Origin of the sequence: Dapis hubbardiae BLCC-M172, from assembly GCF_050016015.1 — a bacterium.
Classification (GTDB): Bacteria; Cyanobacteriota; Cyanobacteriia; order Cyanobacteriales; family Microcoleaceae; genus Trichodesmium.
Map to the genome: position 1 here is coordinate 12,225 of NZ_JBNHEQ010000297.1, position 17,812 is coordinate 30,036.

General features: G+C 33.8%; 10 protein-coding genes. 4 read left to right on the plus strand and 6 right to left on the minus strand.

Features of this window, described 5'->3' with window-relative positions:
- The first annotated feature begins 1,140 nt into the window (after positions 1-1,140).
- Positions 1,141-2,175 (plus strand): AI-2E family transporter, encoded by a 1,035-nt coding sequence (locus ACP6PK_RS27430; protein WP_426564423.1) that lies wholly within the window; start codon positions 1,141-1,143, stop codon positions 2,173-2,175.
- 96 nt (positions 2,176-2,271) lie between these two features.
- Here ACP6PK_RS27430 and ACP6PK_RS27435 read toward each other — a convergent pair whose 3' ends face one another.
- From ACP6PK_RS27435 to ACP6PK_RS27445, 3 genes are all read right to left on the minus strand, one after another.
- Positions 2,272-2,526 (minus strand): hypothetical protein, encoded by a 255-nt coding sequence (locus ACP6PK_RS27435; protein ID WP_246844033.1) that lies wholly within the window; start codon positions 2,524-2,526, stop codon positions 2,272-2,274.
- A gap of 1,660 nt (positions 2,527-4,186) precedes the next feature.
- Positions 4,187-4,798 carry a GUN4 domain-containing protein gene (locus tag ACP6PK_RS27440; protein ID WP_426564425.1) on the minus strand — a complete coding sequence of 204 codons (612 nt, stop codon included), beginning with the start codon at positions 4,796-4,798 and terminating at the stop codon, positions 4,187-4,189.
- 475 nt (positions 4,799-5,273) lie between these two features.
- A complete protein-coding gene (locus tag ACP6PK_RS27445) occupies positions 5,274-6,206 on the minus strand; it encodes an SGNH/GDSL hydrolase family protein (protein ID WP_426564427.1) in 933 nt (310 codons plus the stop codon).
- A gap of 1,319 nt (positions 6,207-7,525) precedes the next feature.
- Between ACP6PK_RS27445 and btpA the strand changes: the two genes are divergently transcribed.
- The 3 genes from btpA to ACP6PK_RS27460 all read left to right on the plus strand — a co-directional run bounded on the left by btpA (position 7,526) and on the right by ACP6PK_RS27460 (position 13,245).
- Complete coding sequence (btpA, locus tag ACP6PK_RS27450; RefSeq protein ID WP_094672066.1) at positions 7,526-8,398, plus strand: photosystem I biogenesis protein BtpA; 873 nt, start codon at positions 7,526-7,528, stop codon at positions 8,396-8,398.
- A 1,330-nt stretch (positions 8,399-9,728) separates the two neighbouring features.
- Positions 9,729-11,888, plus strand: a complete 2,160-nt coding sequence (locus ACP6PK_RS27455; protein WP_426564429.1) for a CHASE2 domain-containing protein — start codon at positions 9,729-9,731, stop codon at positions 11,886-11,888.
- A 1,090-nt stretch (positions 11,889-12,978) separates the two neighbouring features.
- Positions 12,979-13,245, plus strand: a complete 267-nt coding sequence (locus tag ACP6PK_RS27460; protein ID WP_426564431.1) for a hypothetical protein — start codon at positions 12,979-12,981, stop codon at positions 13,243-13,245.
- Between the two features lie 497 nt (positions 13,246-13,742).
- Here ACP6PK_RS27460 and psbU read toward each other — a convergent pair whose 3' ends face one another.
- From psbU to ACP6PK_RS27475, 3 genes are all read right to left on the minus strand, one after another.
- The gene (psbU, locus tag ACP6PK_RS27465) at positions 13,743-14,171 is read right to left on the minus strand and encodes a photosystem II complex extrinsic protein PsbU (protein ID WP_094673121.1); all 429 of its coding nucleotides are present in this window, start codon (positions 14,169-14,171) and stop codon (positions 13,743-13,745) included.
- 1,822 nt (positions 14,172-15,993) lie between these two features.
- The gene (locus ACP6PK_RS27470) at positions 15,994-16,971 is read right to left on the minus strand and encodes an FHA domain-containing protein (RefSeq protein WP_426564433.1); all 978 of its coding nucleotides are present in this window, start codon (positions 16,969-16,971) and stop codon (positions 15,994-15,996) included.
- Between the two features lie 145 nt (positions 16,972-17,116).
- Positions 17,117-17,794, minus strand: a complete 678-nt coding sequence (locus ACP6PK_RS27475; protein WP_426564435.1) for a DUF3120 domain-containing protein — start codon at positions 17,792-17,794, stop codon at positions 17,117-17,119.
- Between the last annotated feature and the right edge of the window lie 18 nt (positions 17,795-17,812).

The following is a 17,812-nucleotide window of genomic DNA, read 5'->3' on the forward strand; positions in this document are numbered from 1 at the left end:
AAAATATTTACTATTTAGAGAGAAGTTTCAAAGTATTGATTGACTATTCTGAATCTAACCCCCTATTCTTACACAGAGCTGTTAATTATAAATATTCTGTTACTATAATTTCTCAAGTTTTGTCTTTTCAGCTTTATAATAATAGCTAGATTAATCTATTTTCTTGAACTCCCAGAGTCAAGGTAGTGCTTGAAAAATTTTATAGTGAATATACATTCTCCCTCGTTAAGGTCAGTTTTTCTTCCAATACTTTTAATTATCCTTAAATTTATCAATACTAATTCCTACTTATGAGGCAATCAATTAATAGCTAATAGCTGACTGCTGAATACTTAGGTTAGAGCTAAGGGTAGGAGGTTGAGAAAATCATCAAAATATTTACTATTTAGAGAGAAGTTTCAAAGTATTGATTGACTATTCTGAATCTAACCCCCTATTCTTACACAGAGCTGTTAATTATAAATATTCTGTTACTATAATTTCTCAAGTTTTGTCTTTTCAGCTTTATAATAATAGCTAGATTAATCTATTTTCTTGAACTCCCAGAGTCAAGGTAGTGCTTGAAAAATTTTATATTGATTAGTTGAACCACTTATCTGGAAGACAAAGGGGGAAAGTAGACAACCGAGAAAATTTAATGGTTTATTCCTCAGCTTGAAATTGTCACAGTTTATCTAACTCCAACGTAAACATTCAGCTATTAGCTTTCAGCTCTCAGCAATAATACCATTTCTCAAAAACTTTATCTATTTCAGAGTAGGGGAGTGTAGGGACGTTGCACAGGCAAAAATGCGTTTTCCGTTCCGGAATGCTCCGCAAACATGTCGCGTAGCGATACGTCTGTACGGGAGAAGTAAAAATAATGATAATTAATATTAAATTGCCTCAAATCATAAAAAATGTGATTCTACCAAGATAATTACTTAATAACTGAAGCATTAATCAAGTAATGCATTACTTTTGGTAATTGCTATAAGACCCTATTTTTAAGGGAGTAGTTTAAATGAATATAGACTTACAAATTTTCTAGTAATATTTTAATTATGGCTGATTTAATATAGCTTTAAACCCACACCAAAAACAATACCTGATACCTGACTGCTGAATACTTACACTCCAACAACTCGACAACAAAAAAATATGAATTTTGGTAAATGGTTAGGATTTTTTAGTTTGCTTATTTCCCTATATATCCTTTGGGAAATTCAACGACTTGTACTATTAATATTTGCTGCAATAGTTTTAGCAACTGCCTTAAATAGATTAGTACAGAAATTTAATAGATGGGGTCTTAAAAGAAACTTAGCTGTAATTGCTACTTTAAGTTTAGCAGCATTAATTATGCTGCTATTTTTGTTGCTAGTTGTACCACCTTTTATTACCCAGTTTCAAAAATTAGTTGCCTTAATACCTGATGTATTTATAGAAGTCCGCTCTCAACTTGTGCAATTATATCGACAAAGACCCGATCTATTTCCAGCACCACCTACTGCCACTGATATGCTAGTACAAACACAAACATTAGGTACTCAATTATTTAGCAACTTTTTTAAGATTTTTTCTAATACTTTTATCGTATTCTTACAGGTACTTTTAGTATTTGTATTAACAATAATGTTTTTGGTTAATGCTCAAGCTTATCGACGAGTAGGATTACTTTTATTTCCTTCTTTTTATCGGCGACGTGCAGATGAAATTCTATCAAAATGCGAGGTAGCTTTAGGTAATTGGTTTGGTGGAATAGTAATTAACTCTCTTTTTGTGGCGACCTGTAGTGGTATTGGTTTATTACTATTACAAATTGATTTAGTTTTGACTCATGCTTTACTCGCAGGTTTACTCAATTTTATTCCTAATATTGGTCCGACTATGAGTATAGTCTTTCCCATAATGGTTGCTCTTTTAGATGCTCCTTGGAAAATAGCTGCAGTAGGAGTTTTATATATTATTATTCAGAATCTTGAAAGTTATTGGCTAAGTCCAACTGTTATGGCAAAACAAGTCTCGCTTTTACCTGCTGTTACTCTAGGATGTCAAATTTTCTTCACTACTTTTTTTGGAATTTTAGGTTTGATTTTAGCTCTACCTTTAACAGTAGTAGCTAAAACTTGGATTGAGGAAACTTTATTCAAAGATATCTTAGATCCTTGGCAACAAAAAACCTCTATACTGTGAAATAATTGCCACAGTTAATAGTTGATAATTAATGATTAATATTTGGTATTTTTTATAGATACATAAGATGAAAAAAGTAATCAAAATTTTTGACTTTTATTCATCTTCTGGTGTTAGAGACCTCACAGTTTCTTGAATTGACCCAATAGCAAATCCCAAAATTGCACCTACTATCGCATAAGTACGAGGTGCTTTTGCACTACTATACCCTTTATCTATTTTAGTTAAATTACAACATTGATAAGGATTTTTACTCATCTCAGCTGCAGCTAATCCAATCACTGAACCCATCAAAGCTATCATTACTCCAGAAAATATAACTTGTTTCAGATTAAATTTTTTTTCTTCCATTACCAAGTCACCTCCAAAATTATATTAATTAAGTACCTGTGCAAAATTAATTTAACATTTTTCAAAAAGTCGAAAGTAGAGAATAGGGGAAATAAATATACTTGTATACTTTATAAGTATAAGTAGATAAACAATAATTTGGTCTACTTAATTATGTTCCGGTGTTCTTTCTCAACAATCCTTTTCTATTTAATTTAACCTACCTACTTAATATATAGCAATCCTATTTATACCAGTTTTCATTAATATAGAGTACAGAGATTTGAGTTTAAAGAAAGAAAGAAGAAAGAAAGAAGGCTTTAGTTATCTAGGAGAGAAGGAAGAAGTAATGCAAGTCATGAAGTGAAAACCGCTATAAGTTGTAATATTTTAGTGGTAGGGGCGTTTCATGTTGTGGAGCAAAACGGTTGTTAGCTTACACATAACTATAGTTAACACCTTTACAGGAGTCAGGAGTCAGAATTTACTCATGTTTTTAGCTTAAATTAACTATTATAAAAATTGTCACAACCAATGCGCAGATTGCTATAGTATTTCCAGATGAGTTGTAAAATGATTATTGTCATTTTTGCTTCTGCCAAACACTCTCTTATTTTCTATTCCATCAAATATATAATTCTCTATTCACATCTAAAATGTAAATCCGATAATATATAATGACTACCTATGAAAAATCATCAGTGAATTTTGACTCAGAAGTAATACCCAAAAAAGCTCCTAGAAAACCTAAATATTAAGAGACTTAATTTATCACTAAATCTAAAAAAGGGAATAGGAAGTAGGGAGTAGGGATTACGAATTAGGAAGTAGAGAACATACAAGAATATACAACTATTGGCAACTAAAAAATAGTCTGGAAATATTGACCATAAAATTAGGTCTCAAGCCTATCCTTTTAAGGGGATGAAAAAATTAACTTCAGTATTTCAAGCCTCTCTATTCCAGGAGATACTAATAACTATTAACTGATAACTGAAATGACCAAAATATAGTTAGTTTGATTTAGAGGTTTAGTCACCAAATCCCTACTTTTACTATTAGCTATAAATAAATGTAAGTAAATTCATCCCATTCGTTTCAGTATTAATATTTTTTTGATAAACACTCTTTAGGTCAATAGTAGTCCTAGGCTTTTTCTCACTCCTAACATATACAAGTTTTTGATTTTAGAGAATCAGGAATAGGGAATCAGGAAAGAGAAAAAAATATTCTACCTCATTGATCAAAGAACCGCTATATACAAATAATTTACCATTGCTGAATGACTGTATGAAATAGATTCTAATTTCTTCGGAGTAAGGAGTTATAAGTCAGGAGTTAAAAAAGTATTTTTCTGTTAATTTATTCTAAACCAAATATAATTTTACTATTATATAGCAATCCTAAATAGGTTGCGACAAATCAAAAAGTATATAAAAAAACTGAAACTCTTACCAGTTAAGTGTTCCCTGTTCCCTGTTCCCTGTTCCCTAAAAGCAGTAAGATTTTTATCCACAAATATGCGGAGGATTGCTATATTAATGACTCTTAATTTAGCTTAACTACTTACCTCATACCTCAAATTAGCATTGCTAATAATTTTCCCTACCTTGCTTATATCTTTCTTCTAGCATAGTTTTAACTATTTTTACTTGTTAACAGTCAAAAAATTCATAAAAATTCAATCAATGTTACAAGCATCCAAGCGAGCTAAAAAGTAGACTGCTGACTTAGCTCCATAAGGAGAACTCCACCAAGCAAGAGGAAGACCACCTGGAGGTGTTTCTAAGCTAAATTTGAGATTTTTATAAGGTATTGGTTTACCTTTTGATCGTACTCCAATTTTTTCAGCCACACTCTCCATAACTTTCATATCAATTTGAGAAATATCAAAAGTTCCACCCATACTTTCATAAACTTTTTTTTGTACGCTAAAGCCAAAACGTCCATTACTATACTTAATCCAAAGTTGATCAATTAAATTAATTACACTACATGGAAATTTTATAACATCATCAGGAACCAGGTTTTCCTTATCAGTTTTACCAGATATTTCTAACATAACTCTTGCAGTTTCTTGATCTGCTTCTTTCCATTTACCTGCTGCTAATAAATCTCTCAATTTTCCATAACGGTAAATATCAGAAATTAACATTAGTGCTTGATCTAATTTTTTTTCTAATTCCGCCACTCTTTCTGATAATTCTAACTCTCTGGGATTCTGTTCTACTGATAGAGACTCATCAGTGGAAGTAGATGTTATTGGCTCTTTTGTTTCTGGTTCGTTAGACATAATTACTTCTCAATTTTTCTCAAAAATAACTAATCTTTGTGAGCAAGTTTTGAACAATAAAGAATTCAGGAATCAAAATTTATATAGCCTAATTTATTGTATCTAAGTTTAGTACAATGATTCTATGAGATTAGGTTAACAAGGATGAAACCTTAATTTTATAATTCAAAAAAAACTATTTCAAAACCTACTGCTACTGTAGTTCATAAACCAGCGAATTTGCTGTAATTATGATTAGTAATTATTTAGTAGGGCTGATTAAATAAATTTCTTTAAGATACCTAGCAACAATTAAGATGTGGTTTTCTTAATTTAAAGCTATATTTGAATCTATTACTAATTACAGAATTTTGGAAATTGATGAAGTACAAAGTTTGATAACTTTAGGCAATAGGGAATAAAAATTATTATTAGACTTTACCTCATCATCCAGGGAAATTTCTGTAATTATATCTCCTGAGTCCTGATTCCGACTTCAAAACTGACTATGATTAATAATTGACTTACTAATAGTTTCACTAACAACCTGATTACCTTCAGGACTTAAATGAATATGGTCTCTATACAAATTAGCAGGTTCTGAGACAGATTTAAAAATAGGTAATAAATCTAGATATATAATATTTTCAGCTACAGTAAAATTATCTAAACGTTCACGAGTTTTAATTTCATAATCACGAGGTCCTGGTTCACCTACTTCCCGGAGTAAAGGAGTCATTGCTAGAATAAATTTAGCATTGTTTTGATTAGTAATTTCCTGGATTTTTTTAATCGCTTCTAAATTAAAATCAACCCTATCTCCTTCTTCTTCAATCTCTGGAACTTTTGGTGCTGGTAATAAATAACGACTTATCACTTCAGCTATTGCAAAAGGAGGTTTCTTGTCTGGATAATTCCGATCTACTCCTACCACTAATGAACTAGGTGCTTTAGCAAATAAATCATCAGTATTAATCAGTAATACTATAGTTTGAGAATCAAATAAACCGAACTTTTCTAAATAAGCAAGTTCATTTCTAGGACCCCAAGAATTAGCTGAAGCATTAAGAACTTCAACAGTTTTATCTTGACCTAATTTTTCATTTAATTGGTTTTGTATAATTGCAGAAATTGTGTCATCTTGGTCAGTCCACCAATTACCATTAGCCACAGAGTCTCCTACTAAAAATATTCTCAATTTACTATTTTCTCTTGACTCTTGTATCGGCTCAGAACGCATAGAATACTGATTAATTTTTATCTGGTTGCCAAAGCGACTCACATTTTGATTTGGTTTCAAAAGATAACCAATTTGACTATCTGCATTATAAGTAAGAGGATTACCAAAACCAACGACTAACCGGAGTCCTATTTCTAACATCCCCAATAAGCCAATTATAATTGCTGAAACTATTAATAGAGCTTTCACTAATCTAAAATTCCTAATAAATTTTGCCAATTATTGATTTTACTTTCAATGATTTAGTTTTAAACTTTAGAGTTATCAATCTTTTTTTGTCAACCTCGATTACTTGATACTAATCCTGAATAGATTTTCCTAAATTAAATAATAACTCAATTCCAATCAAAACCATTCCAACTATAGCTGCTAAGGACTTACTACCGTTCTATGCAACTTCTATATCCACTCCCAAATTTTACAAAAATCATAACTAAAAATAGGATAAATATATAGTATTTCTCATCCTTTATGAAGTACAGTTGTCTTGATTTTTTTCTTTTCACTGTTCCTAGTTTAAAATGTTCCCTAAAGCCTACAATTTTAGACCTCACCAGTATGATAATTACTATAGCAATCCTAAATAGGTTGTGACAAATTAAAAAGTAAATAAAAAAGTTGAAACTCCTTCCTGTTCCCTGTTCCCTATTCCCTCTTCCCTAAAAAGCAGTAAGATTTTTGCCACGAATATGCGGAGGATTGCTATATATATAATTAATATCCAACCACAAATAAATTGTAACTCAATTGCTTCTGCACGATAACTTTTGAGTACAGTATTTTGGCAATTTTTTGATAGTTTTTAAGATAATTTTAAGTAAATTAGATTTTACTTAAAATTGTCATACAGAAATCAAATTTTAAGTATATTTTTAGCTATAGAGTAAGTAAGTTGGTTTAATTATCCTTCTCGATCTCGCAATTTACCTTCCGTTATAATCTTTAATTTAACCAGAAGAGAATTGCTGGGCATGGGGCTTCAAAATCCTGACAAACAATATGTTAAAATAACTTCTATCAGGAGTAGCGGTAAAAAGCACCTGTAATAAAACATAGACAAAAACTAACGAGTATGGGGTTCAATTGAGTAAGTCAAGCGTCAACCCATGAAAAGCTAAAACTCGTATTGGGCGTCCTTAACTAGCTATTAGCTTTTCCTTACGGAATGCTGCGCAAACAGCATTTAGCAGGAGCGCTAAAATCCGAGGGTTTAAGTCCCCCACTATATTTGAAAAATTAGTGGTGCGTGTTAATGGGGGGTTTCAATCCCCCATTATACACAGTGAAAAGCTAATAGCTGACTGCTGACCGCTGACTGCTACGTCAATGAGTCGCCATAATCTCTGATGCTAAACGGCGGTGGGTCTCATCGTTGCTGTCTGTGGAGGCTTAGACCTTAGTCAGCCCTTGAAGCAGAAAACTCAAACTGCAAAGTTGAGAAACTCCCATTATACCCCTTGCGGTTAACGGCGAGTAAACTTCACATAACCGTGGTTTCAGGTAAACCCGTGGACTTAAAGCAAATATTTAAAACCAGAAATCCAATTATTGGGGTAGTACATTTACAACCTCTGCCAACCTCACCCCTTTGGGGAGGTGACCTCCAAGAAATTATCAGTAGAGCAGAAAGAGAAGCTACAGCCCTTGCATCAGGAGGTGTAGATGGCATCATAGTAGAAAACTTTTTCGATGCTCCTTTTGTTAAAGACCAAGTTGATCCGGCTGTAGTCAGTGCTATGACACTGTTAGTACAAAAGATTATGAACTTGGTTTCCCTACCAATAGGGATTAACGTTTTGCGTAACGATGGCCAAAGTGCTATGGCGATCGCTTCCTGTGTAGAAGCCCAATTTATCCGCGTGAATGTTCTGACTGGAGTTATGGCCACAGACCAGGGATTGATTGAAGGTATAGCACATCAACTTTTACGTTATCGTCGAGAACTGGGTAGTAATGTCAAAATCTTGGCAGATGTTTTAGTCAAACACGCCCGACCCTTGGGTTCGCCAAATCTAACAACAGCCGTCCAAGAAACTATTGAACGTGGTCTCGCTGATGGGGTGATTCTTTCTGGGTGGGCCACAGGAAGTCCTCCTAGTTTGGAAGATTTAGAATTAGCTACTGCAGCAGCAGCAGGTACGCCAGTATTTATAGGTAGTGGTGCCAACTGGGAAAATATTTCTACCTTGATGCAAGCTGCAGATGGCGTCATTGTATCTAGCTCCCTCAAACGACATGGACAAATAGACCAACCAATAGACCCTATTCGTGTAAGTCAGTTTGTGGAAGCTACTCGGCGGAGTGTAGCAAATAAGGTAAAAGATTATCAGAATTGGGAAGCAGAAACTAGAACTTCTCCTTCCCCTATCAAAACAATCTAAAAGTAAATTGTTATTCACCGACACTACTATTCCTGTCCTGTCCTGGAATTAATCGGTGGTCAGTTCAAATTATGGTGGCGATCGCCACCATTTTATTTATTAGGAAATTTTGCTAGAGGACTCCCGTTATAATATTTGATTTAACGGTGAGATGAACTACAAGCAAAAAAATTACAGCACTTTGCCCAGATCGTGAGGTAAAGTTTAATACTAATTTCTATTCCCTATTCCCGAAAGTCCTAAAATTTTGTACCTCATAAAGTCCAAAATTGCTGTAATTGAGTTATAGCTAATCCTTTGGCGTAGGAAGTTTAGGCAAACTTTTGTCATAATCTTGCATAACTAATGTGCCTATTATGTTTATAATAGCAATTTTAAAAAAGAATGTTACGAATAATAAGGTCAATAAAAAGACTTTATAGTTTCTGTTGATTTAGGCCGATATAATCTATCAAGATAGCAGTCCTATTTTATTTGTGTATAAAAATATTACCGCTTTTAGGTATGGAGGCAACAGGCAACAGTCAACAGACGGGAGTTTCAAGTTTTTTATCTACTTTTTGATTACCCGCGACCTATGGGCAGATTGCTATATATCACTTTAAAACCTAAAAAAATAAAACCTTTAATTATTAACATTAACATACTTAAATATCCTAAGTAATTCTACAACTTATAGAAAGCTAAAGTTATAGTCTAAACTTCAAGCATAGTATCTCTACATTTATGTATCCTATCTAAGAGATTGAATGTATCAGGAAAGATAAAAATGAGATAGGGAACAGGGAATAGGGAATAGGGAATAGGGAGGAAGAAATCAACACAACTATTTCTCACTTATTTTTCTAGGAATATATTTACCTAATATTTCTTGATCTACTGGATTTCAATTCTTTTTGGATTTTAGTAACTATTCGTTCTCTTAATACTTATTTTACAAACAGTCTCTAAGATAAATAAGCTGACAGAATTTGTAACTCTACATCCATTTTAATACCCTACTTTAGTATTTATTTCTAGATTCTAATTATCGGAGAGTGACAAAAGAGGTATACAAAAGATTTTAGCTAAATAAAATACAATTAGTTTAGTACATATGCAAAATTGTTTGACTGGCTTTTTGTGTTCTGTACCTCACAAACTTGTAATCTACTGTATCTATTGTTTTATTCCAATTCAGGAGAGAATATTGTTGTAAATATATATAAGCTATAATGGTAAATCAAACATCATAATTTCATCAGTCGTGGGGTGTATCTAGAATATCTGGCTCTGCTGATAGAGAGCTAGTTTTTACCTAAATATAGCTATTTATTTATATTACTGACAAATGTTTAAACTTTTCGGTAAACATCAAAATACCATCCTGAAAACTATCAAGCATTGGCTATTAGAAAACAGCCGAGTATTAATAACAGCATCAACCTCTGCTGGTATCGTCATACTTTTGCGCTCATTAGGTCTTTTGCAAACTTGGGAATGGGCGCTTTATGATAATTTTTTTCGTCTTAGACCTACAGAATCTTTCGATTCTCGTATTGTAATTGTAGGAATTGATGAAGCAGACCTACAAAAGTATGGTCACCCCATTAACGATCAATTACTAACTGAATTACTGTACAAATTAAACTCCCTTCAACCTCGTGCCATTGGTTTAGATATATATCGTGATTTACCTCAAGAACCAGGTTATAAAAATTTAGTAACAGCCCTAGAAAATATCCCTAATATAATTGGTATTGAAAAAATAGGAATAGACAATAATTTGGGAATCAAAGCTCCTACTATTTTGGAGCAAAAACAACAAGTAGGTTTCAACAATCTAATTATAGATGCTGATGGAATAATTCGTCGTAGCTTTCTCTATATGTTCCCAGAAAATGACAAATTTCTTGAAAGTTTTCCACTGAAACTTGCTTTAATTTACCTTAAAGCAGAAGGAATTGAGCCAGAAAAAGCTAATAAATCTAATGATTTGCAGCTAGGTCCAGCAGTATTTCATCGTTTGAAAATAAATGATGGAGCTTATATTAGAGCTGATGCAGGTGGCTATCAATTTTTAGTAAATCCTAGAAAACAAGAGAGCTTTCATATAGTTACCATGAATGATTTACTATCTGGAAACATCTCTCCAAAGTTGTTCAAAGATAAGATTATTATTATTGGTTATACTGCTATTAGTGTCAAAGATTTGCACCTCAATTCTTATAGCACTCGTTTATTTAGCTCCCCACAAAAAATATCTGGTGTAGAACTACACGCTAGTTTTTTGAGTCATATTTTGAGTTCAGCACTTGATGGTAGAGCCAACATTAAAGTTTTGCCTGAACCTTTAGAATGGTTATTGATTATTGTTTTTTCTGGGATAGGTGCTAATTTAAGCTGGAAATTATTATTACCCAAAAAATCTATTTTAATAACACTATTTATCGGTATTAGTATTACAGGAATTTCTTATGTTAGCTTGATTTATGGTGGTTGGTGGTTGCCTGTAATTCCAACCATTTTTTCTCTTAGTGGATCTGCTGCTATGATTATGTTTCATCTTGCTCACTTAAGAGAAGAATGGCAGAAATCTACAGAATTTTTACAGTCAGTTATTAATGCAATTCCTGACCCTATTTTTGTTAAAGATAAGTATCATCGTCGTATTGTTTTGAATGAAGCTTATGGTAAATTTATCGGCTGCTCTATAGATAACTTACTCATTAAAACAGATTATGAATTATTTCCTCCTAATGAAGCTAATATATTTTGGCAACAAGATGAGTTAGTATTTCAAACCAGTCAAGAACAAGAAAACGAAGAATATTTTACAGATGCTCAGGGAATTACCCATATAATTGCTACTAAAAGAACTCTCCATCAAGATGCAGCAGGAAATTTATTTCTAGTAGGAGTAATTAGAGATATTACTGAACGTAAAAAAATGGAGGAAAACCTAAAAGAAGCAGCAGCAAGATTAGAACTAGATAATGCCCAACTGAAGCAATTAGGAGATAGTTTACACCATCAGGCTCATCACGATCCTCTCACAGGATTGCCTAACCGTAAACAATTTTATGAGTCTTTGAGTCAAGCTATTGAGTGGGCAAATTTGAATGAGAAAATGGTTGGTTTACTCTTTCTAGATCTGAATGGGTTTAAAGCTGTTAATGATACCTTGGGTCATGCTATAGGAGACTTACTCTTAAAAGAAGTAGCACAAAGACTTCAAGGGTGCTTAAGAGGAAGTGATACAGTGTCTAGACTTGGAGGTGATGAGTTTACTGTAATTTTACCAGGTATTCCAGGAAAACTGGGAGCATCCAGGGTAGCTGAAAAAATTCGTCATACAATTAATCAACCTTTCAAACTAGAAGAGAATACTTTATCTGTGGGAACCAGTATTGGGGTTAGTTTGTATCCTCTTGATAGTGAAGACATTGACCAACTAATTAATCACGCTGATACTGGTATGTATGAAGATAAGAAAAAATACAAGAAATAACTTTAATTAAATAAAAGCTTGATTAGATTTTGATGCTAATTTAAAACAAGTTAAATCTAGCAAGACATTATTAATTTCTGGCTCTAGTAATTCTCACCCTTGGTGAGATAGACAAGTTTTTGACTTTAGGGAATAGGGAATTAAAGAATAGACAAAATACTATACCTCATTAATATGAGAAAGGGTATAATCATTGATTAGATTAATTTAATATTTTAGAGACTTTTTTTATACTAAATATTAAAGCTCGAATAGGGGAATGGATTGAAATCCTACCGTTTAGATCAAAGGGTAAGAGTTTGACGACCAAAACCCTAAAGTTAAAATATCAAATACTTACGCTTTTTTGCTACTGCCCTGTTAAGCTGTTAAGCTATTACCGAAAAATTAAGGTATAAACCCTCTCAATTCATGGAGAAAAAAGCGGTCGTTTTCGGCGCTTGAGCCGACATGTTTGCGGAGCATTCCGGAACGGAAAACGCTTCGCGACATGAATTGCTCGCATGACCTTAGGATGAGATGGCGTTAGTGGAGCCCTAAAAGTCATCTCCCGACCAAGAGAAGAAAAAAAATCCTTTTAGTCAATCCTTCTATCACAGAAGAGGTAATAATTATTAATTGTTGCACTATACCCTTTTTTATATATCCTTGACAAATATATTTTGTTTACAAACAATTTATTACTGTAGGAATTTTTGAAAGTTTTCTGTTTTGTAGCTCGAGCAAGGAATGTTTATGTAGCTCCGTCAATAATTTTGTCCTGGTTTAGACTTACACTTGAGTATATTTCCAGGTTTAGTAGGTAAAACTGATGGCCATCAACCAGCAGGTTTGATCTAGCTAAAATTTTGGACATATATATGATAGTTTGTGCAGCTCCACTTTCTCTAGATTTAGGTATATCAGTGTAAATACTGATATAATATTATTATCATCCAAGTTTATATTGTAGGCTTCATGTTTACAGGGAAAATAGCCAAATTTCCAGAAGTCTGTGCCAATTAATTCTAATTACTAAACGGTTTACTTGCCAGGAAAGTAACTTAATCTAGATAGTCTTTTTATCGTTGCTATCAGGGGATAACTTTATATGAATACTCTACTACTTATAAAAAGGATAACTTTCTTAACTTTCACTCTAAGCTTAAGTATCATACCCAAACAAGTGATGGCACTACCAGATATAAGCCATTACCCTCATCAAGTTGATACAGATGTTGATACTTGTTATTTGAACCTATTGTTAGATAAATCAAATATTTCTATTGTTTCTCAAAAAGGATATGAACCCAGAAACGACGACGGTGAAGGAACACCAGAGGGAGAGAACTCTAACCAAGGTGGAGGAGGGCGTTGAATTATATTACCTACTAATCTGGCTTTAGTTTGAAGTATTATTTTAAAAATTTATACAGTAGTAGAAATATAATCTCAGCTTTTAATTAAAATTAAGAGATTAGAGAGTATCGATCGACACCTAGTGAGGTAAGCTTCTAAGTCACCTGTATTGGTCTAACCTAAAATAAATGTAGCCAAGCATACTGAGAGATTATATTTCAAGAGAATTTATTTTGTCTGGTAAATCCCATTAAATTTTTTACACCAAAATAATACATATAGTGCAATCCTATAGTTGGTTTTTCCTAAGTAAACTCCTAATTTGAAGCTTGACTATAGTCTGGGCTGAGTATTTAGTATTTATGATTGATCGACTAACTATTTATAGGGGTGTAGGAACACATTCCCAATCTGATGATTGAGGAATTTAATAGATTCTATTCCTTCACCCCCAATTTTTAATCAATTATTACACAGCAAGATTAAAAACGGACTAATATTTTTAATATTTAGTCTTTAGTCGTATGAACCAGTATTCAATCTATAGTTACCTTCATTAAAGTCATCACTAGGTGAAGTGACTTTAAAATTTTTAAGATTTGCTTCTAAAAGCTTTTTCTGACGTTCAGTTAAATCAGGAATTTCTAGCACATCTTCTACTTTTTCGTAAGGAGCATTGTCTACTATCTTCGCAGCTATAGTAGGAAACATTCCCCGGTATTTCCGAAAGCTTCTTAAAGGACTATTGTTAAGATCGAGCTTTTCAACACCCATCTCTCCTAATTTTTCGTCTGCCTTGTTAACCTTTCCAGCTTCTACTGCTAAAATTGAAGTGGAAGGCCATGCAGTTAGATTTAAGTTACTTGCTTGAGCTTGGTGGTATGGTAGTCCCATAAAACCCAAACATAACCCAAATATTGCCAGCACTAGGGCTATTTGCTTCATTCTTGTATTTCTCCCAATATTTATATACACAGCTTTTGAAATTCTCCCAACACCTTTCGTGACTACAACAGCTTTAAGAGAAGCTTTACCTTAACAAAACGCAAAGCTTCTGGTGCAGGATTTTTCAGAGTAAACTCTCGAGTTTCCTATCTTAATCCAGCCTTAAGTAGACAAAGCTCGAAAAAGCCCAATCTTCCCCAAGACTGATCCACAGGCAATTGGTTTAATGTCCACCAAGCGCCCGCAGTCAGACAACTTAAATACGCAGGAATTTCTTTGACCACAATAACTTGCCTTGGTTTGTGGTTGACCTCCAGCAAAGGTTTTTTGGGTTTTAAGTTTCACCGCGCGATATGAAATGCGTTTTCCAGCTTTCCATAGAAAAGCTTGTCCGAAGGAGGCGCCATACCTCTAGGATTTTCATTATGCGCTTTACCGCTATGGCTATATTACCAGATTGTTGTGTTGTTTTTTTCCGATAATTTGGGTCTAAAGCTTCCCCTTCCTTGGGGGACTTTTGTTGTATCAGGTTAGGTCAAATACCTTTGGTGAGGGTGGTGGTACATAGTAATGGTAGAGAGAGTTTGGGGGGTGTGGGAAGTGTGGGGGATGTGGGGAGTGTGGGAGTGTGAGAAGAAATTAAAAAATATATATCTTCACCATTACAATGCAGGACTACCAGGTGGGTAATATGAAAAGATATGGAATGAATTCCTGTTTAGATCATCTGGTGTCTCAAGGTGCTGATAAATAAATTGTTTTTTCCGCTGGTATTTATAGAAGCCCTAAGCCTATCTTTACAAAGGTGAGGGTTTTTGGCTCTTGAGTCAGGAGTCAGAATTGCTGAATTGCTGAATTGGCGGATATGGAGAAATAGAATAGAGGAAAAAGGTAGATCTAAGCCCCTACTCCCCTACTCCCCTACTCTAATTTCTATAATTTTAAATAGATCCCTTTAGGGGTTCTATAGAGCAATAGTAATTTCATTTTCTCAAGCCCACGCCAGATATAATTATAAAATTTTCTCTTCTATTGCTCTATACGCAATAGTAATTTCATTTCCTGAAGCACCAATGCGAGATAGAGGTGGGTAGTGAAATTTCTTTATAGATATAGCAATAGTAATTTCATTTTCTCAAGCCCACGCCAGATGTAATTGTCAAATTTTCTCTTCTATTGCGTATACAGCAATAGTAATTTCATTTCCTGAAGCGCACACCAGATGTAATTGTCAAATTTTCTCTCCTATTGCGTATAGAAGCCCTAACCGTATCTGCGCAAAGATAAGGGTTTTTGGCTCTTGAGTCAGGAGATGGAGAATATAGAAAAAAGGTATAATTTAAACCATCTCCCCTACTCCCCTAATCCCCTACCCTCAATCTATAATTTTAAATATATCTCAAATGGGTTCTATAGCAGTCACGATTGGCGTAGACATTATCAAGTATAGTAAAAGTTATACATAAATCTAGTCATATATAGTCAAATAACGACAAATATCTTTGTTTATTGGTACTAACCAGCTCTAAATATTTGACAAAATTTAATAACTTTTGACTATAGGTTTAATGGTACAATAAAATTGGCTCATAATTCCCGACTCAATAATTATAAAAATTCTGAAATGCTATGAGCATTTAGTAATTTTAACTATAATCACAACAAGAATTTAACTTTTAACTTTTAACTTTTAACTTTTGACTCCTGAGTTAACCTATATTTCGTATATCAAATACTCTATTGCCAAAGTCTGTGGACTTATCCCCTACAGTACAGTTCAAACCTAAAAAATTTTGGTTTTATTTTTGTTAACTAACAATTTTTAGCTCAAGAAATTGTCGAGACTATTAAAAGTACCTGCGTAAGTTATAGTTGGAGTATCATAACCTTTCAGATGTACTTTATACTGCTTGAATACTTGATTAACACTTGCTAGATCGGAAATATATTTATAAGTACCTTCTCCCAAAGCTATATCCATACCAATTTCTTTCGTAGATGATTCTAGACGAAATGCTGCATTAACAGTATCCCCTAAAGCCGTATAATCAGAACGCTCGGTACTACCAGCATTACTTACCATTGCATAACCTGTATTTATTCCAGCTCCCACTCTTAAGGGAAAAGGTAAAGGATAAGTCTTACTTAATTCCTCTGTTACTTCATGTAAATCTCTAAGAGCCTGAAAAATACGGAGCATTTCTGTGCTGTTGAGTCCCTCAGCTCCATGGAACCAGACAGCCATAATAGCATCACCAATATACTTATCTACCCAACTCCCATTATTCCTAATAATATCTCCAGCTTGCCTAAACCAACTACCAATTACTTCAGACAATACCCTCTCATCAAGTTTTCTAGTCAGCACTGTAAAATCTCGGATATCCATCACCATCACCGAAATTAACCGACGAACGTGCAAGGTAGCTGTAAACTCTTGAGAATCAATATCTATCGCTGATTCTATATTTATTTCCAGGTCAGGGCAACGAAATTCTAGTTCTGTTTGACCAAATATTAGATCGTCCGCATCTTTTAAAGTAACAGGAATACTAACACGACGGCCATTTACAAAAGAACCATTACGACTACCTAAATCAATCAGATAAAAATCTCCCGTATCCATCTGCTGTATCATAGCATGGTTGCGGGATATCCATTTATCAGTCAGGACAAAAGTATTATCTTTACTTCTACCAATAGTCCAACAATTATTTCCAACTAGAGGTAGGTAGCGATCGCCTGCTTCTGTGCGAAGCACTAGATGAGGAGGTTGCAAAGTCACGACAGTGGCACTCATGGTAACACAAGCTTTAAACTTGTGTGAATTCTGTTTTGGTCAGCACTAATTGATCAGTAATAGACTGATTGACCCTAAAATAGCATAGGTATGACAGTATTATTACCGAGGTATTTTTCTACTGCACCCCCTCTGAAATTTGGTCTTAGGCCACAAGAGCAGCCAATAAGAATAGACTGTCTACTAAAATTGTACTCAATACTGCTGCCCCAAACCCCCACCAGTATAACTTTTTAGACTGCAAAGGTACAATACCAAATAACAACAGAATTGCAACTAAGACAATAATCCAAGTTATCCCCCAAGAAGTAAGCACTTGAGTTAAAGCATCTTGAAATACTTCTAAGGCCATTTCTGGTTCAACTATCATTAACTGTCGCCAATAAGGAATCAGGCCAGTTATGTAGAAATATCCGTCTGTTACTGCTGTACCAAGTAGAGACCCTAAATAAAAACAGTTTCCTAACATTTCTCGATTATTGCTTAAACACCATAGTGCCCAAGGTACAAATATCGCTTCAACTGGTAAGTGGAGAAATGGTTCCTGTCGTAGCCAACCCCAATATATCGAACCTGTAAACCAACTCCAAGTAAACCCTAATAATAGATCGCCCCATAAATTAGTTTCTCTCTTTTTGAGCAATTTTAAACTTAGCCATAACCAAAAGCCTGTCATAGCTAAACTTAACCAAGGCAGTTGACGTACCATTGGAGCTTGAAAAAATACTGGTACTGTTACTAGAAATATAGCAGTGCCGAACACAGCCCATTTTTGGCTGATTCTAATTTTTTCTGAAACAAATACCAAAAAATTTTTTTCCATAATAGTAGGTGGAAAAAA